The organism is Nocardiopsis chromatogenes YIM 90109 (assembly GCF_000341185.1).
GTDB lineage: Bacteria > Actinomycetota > Actinomycetes > Streptosporangiales > Streptosporangiaceae > Nocardiopsis_A > Nocardiopsis_A chromatogenes.
In genome coordinates, this window is sequence record NZ_ANBH01000281.1 from 1 (window position 1) to 3,506 (window position 3,506).

Sequence of the window (3,506 nt, forward strand, 5' to 3'; positions counted from 1 at the left end):
CGGCCGCTTCGCCTTCCACGACCTGGTGCGGCTGCACGCCCGCGAACGCGCCGAGGCCGAGGAGACCGAACACGAGCGGCGCGCGGCGATGGAGCGGCTGCTGCACGGGTACCTGCGCACCGCCGTCGCCGCCGACACCGCGCTCAACCCGGGCCGCTGGCACGTGGGCCCGCTGTACGGCCGCGTCGGCGGCGACCCGGCCGTCCCCGCCTTCCCCGACGCCGACGCGGCGCTGCACTGGCTGGACGAGGAGCTGCCCACCCTGGAGGAGCTGGTGCTGTGGGCCGCCCGCGACGGCCACCCCGCCGAGGCGTGGCAGCTCTGCGAGGCGCTGTGGGACCTGTACCTGAGGCGCCGCTACCACGACTCGTGGTTCCGCACCCATGAGGCCGGACTGGCCGCCGCCCGCGAGCTGGGCGATCCGGCCGCGCGCGGCCGCATGCACGGCGCCCTGGCCGCCGCCCACGTGAACCTGCACCGGACCGAGGAGGCCGAACACCACCACAGGGAGGCGCTGCGCGCCTGGGATGAGGCCGACCACGACCTGGGGCGGGCGGCGGCAATGGAGGGGCTCGGCGTGGTGGAGCTGGTCCGGGGCGCCCCCGGGGAGGCGGTGTCCCACTTCGAAGGCGCGCTCACCGTGCACACCGCCCGGGGCAGGGACCGCGGCATCGCCCTGATGCGGCGGCGCCTGGGCGAGGCCCTGCGCGACGCCGGGCGGCCGGAGGAGGCCGTCGGGCACCTCACCTGGGCCCTGGGGCACTTCCGCGAGGCGGGCGACCTCTACCTGCAGACACGGGTGCTGGTGGGACTGGCCACGGTCCACATGAAGACCGGGGACCTCGACGAGGCCGAGCGGGTCCTGGACGCGGCGCTCGCCAAGGCCGAGGAGGCCCGGGCCGACATGGAGTCGGCCCGGGTGCACGCCCTCAGAGGGCGGCTGGAGGGCGTGCGCGGCCGACGGGGACCGGCGGTGCGGCACCTGACGGAAGCACTGACCACCTATAGGCGGCTCGGGGCGGTGGAGGCCGAAGGGATCGAGCGGCGCTTGGCCGAACTCGCACAGGGGGCCGAGGGCGGGGAACGGTCCGGGCCCGGGGAAGGGCCGGGTGGAACGTCCACCTCGTGAGGCCGTCCGGCGCCGCCGCCCACGTCAGCCCGGCCGGATCGAGGCCCGCCGCGAGCCAGGTGTGCAGCAGGGACAGCAGGGGAGCGGCCTCTTCGAGGCGGAGGCGGCCCCCGATGCGCATGGGCGGACGTCCGCGCAGCGCCACGTGCCAGCCGCCGTCCGCAGGGGCGGCTGCCACCATGGCCCCGGGCCAGCGGTCGAGCACGTCACCGGGATCGGGCGGGCCGACCCGTCCCGCCGCCCCCTCGGTGAAGGTGAGTACGTCGCCCGTGCCCAGCGGGAGCCCGGGGCCGAACCGGTCGGCGTGCACCCACACGTGGTCGTCGACCACCGGGGCCGGAGGCGGTGCGGACGCCGACGGGGCGGGCAGCAGCACCCCGCGCACCCGGCGCCGTTCGGCCGCAGGCCGCCGACTCCCCCCGCTCACCGCAGGCCCCCGGCCGGGTGCGGGACGTCCAGCGGCGGCATCGGCACCGGCATCGGCGGCGGCGCCGTCGGCGGCGGCGAGTCCGGCTCGTCCAGGTTCAGCAGCCGGTACATGGTGGTACGCAGCCGGGCCGCCGCCCTGCCCGGCTCGGACGTGAGCTGGGAGGCGTACCACCCGCCGCGCTCGGGGGCGTGGGCGCCGAGCGCCGCCCGCACCTGCGGCAGCACCGGCCGCTCCGGGTCCAGGCGCGGGGCCGCGCAGCCGAGCAGGTCAGTGTGCGAGCCGGGGAGCACCTCGTCCTCGGTGTAGGAGGCCACCAGGACGGGGCGGCCCTGGGCGGCGGCGTAGTAGGTGACGGAGCCGAAGTCGCCCACGACCGCGTCGGCGGCGATGACGGCGGCCTGCCAGCCCTGCTCGGGAGGCAGGAGGGCCATGCCGCGCCGCTGGGCCCCGGACAGCCAGGAGCGCACCTGGCGGCGCCCGTGCCAGGCGAAGACGGCGGGGTGGGTGACGGCGGCCGTGCGCACCCCGGCCCCGGCCGCCTCGGCGGCCAGGCGCTCGGGCAGGCGGGGGTGGGTACCGAGCAGGGAGTGCGGGCCGTGCGTGGACGACAGCACCACCAGCAGGTCGTCGGGGGAGGCCCCGAGTGCGCGCCGGTAGCTCTCGCGCAGGGCGCGCCCGGCGGTGAGGCGATCGTGGCAGGGGTCGCCGACGACCCGGACGACCTCGGCCGCGGCCGGGGCGGCGGCGGCGAACAGGGTCCGCAGGCGCTCGTGGGCGACGCCGAGGACGCTGGGCAGGACGCGCCCGTGGGAGATGAGGCCCCCGGCGGGGGAGCCGCTGGCGGGGCGGGGCGCGGTGGGGCCGTGGCCGCCGACGCGCGGGATCAGGCGTCCGGGGCCCGATCCGTGCGGGAGGGCGAGGACGGGGGCGGCGACGTCCTGGAGGCCGCCGAGGTTGGCGGCCAGGGCCAGGTCGAAGGGGTGCTTGCGGACCTCGTCCCAGGGCACGGCGATGCCGTCGAGGCGGCGGACGTGGTCGGCCCCGCTCGCGGCGAAGGGCGAGCCGGGCGGGCAGGTGTAGAGGACCTGGAGCCGGTGGTCGGACTCGATGAGGGGCAGGATGTCGGCCAGGCGGTTCCCGGCCATGGCGTGGTGCACGAGGACGAGGACGGAGCGCAGGGGCGACCAGGTGGCGCGGTCGGCCTGGTTGATCAGGAGCGGGCCGTCGCCGGCGTACGGTCCGGGAGCAGGGGCCGGAGAGGGGAGCGTCATGGGGCCTCCGAGCTTCTCTGCAGATCCGATGACCGCCCCAGCATGCGGGGGCGCCCTTGACGTACCGCCTGCAGAGCGCCGGGGAGGGCCTTGCAATGGGCCTGCAGGGAGGTGGACGGCCGCGTGTAGGGGCAGGTGGAGGGGCTTGCAGCCTGTCCCGATCCGGCCACAGGGGGAGAGGGGGCGGCCTGGACAGGGCAGGGCGGGCCCGTGAGGGCCGACGGGGCGAGCGCTGAGGGCTGATGGCCCGACCGCCTTGGGGAAGCCGACAGCCCGACCGCCTAGCTAGGGGAAGCGGTGCGAAGGGCGTCGGAGCGCGCTTGGAACGGATGCGCGATGCGCTCTGCCAGCGCGCTGGCAGAGCGATGCCATAGATCTACGCCATAAAGCCTTGGGGTGTCCCCTCCCGTGACGCAACGGGCAACTCGCACACAACAGGCAACCCGCACGCAGCGACGAGTAAGGCACGAGACGAGCAAGGGGCCTTACAGCAGCGCCGTCGGCCGCCCGGCGTGTGGTGGGTCGCCGTTGTGGGCGGCGACGGTCGGAGCGGGGCGGTCCCCCGAGCCTGCTTTCCGTCCGGCGGGTTTCTCGCGGTCCAGGAATGCGGAGGCCCGGCAGGTGCCCCGCTCCCCGGCCCCGCCCGGGCGGCAGGCCGCCGGAGCGCCAGGCGGGG

At 77.0% G+C, this 3,506-nt stretch carries 3 protein-coding genes; 1 reads left to right on the forward strand and 2 read right to left on the reverse strand.

What is annotated here, in order from left to right; translation table 11 throughout:
- The coding region (locus D476_RS35770; RefSeq protein WP_017626748.1) for a tetratricopeptide repeat protein at nucleotides 1-1,129 on the forward strand (1,129 nt) is incomplete at its 5' end.
- Nucleotides 1,130-1,552: 423 nt separating this feature from the next.
- Here the strand turns inward: D476_RS35770 and D476_RS0125505 are convergent.
- Nucleotides 1,553-2,830, reverse strand: a complete 1,278-nt coding sequence (locus D476_RS0125505) for a hypothetical protein (RefSeq protein WP_017626749.1) — start codon at nucleotides 2,828-2,830, stop codon at nucleotides 1,553-1,555.
- A gap of 485 nt (nucleotides 2,831-3,315) precedes the next feature.
- On the reverse strand, nucleotides 3,316-3,506 hold a 191-nt coding region (locus D476_RS38590), incomplete at its 5' end, for a hypothetical protein (protein WP_204367018.1).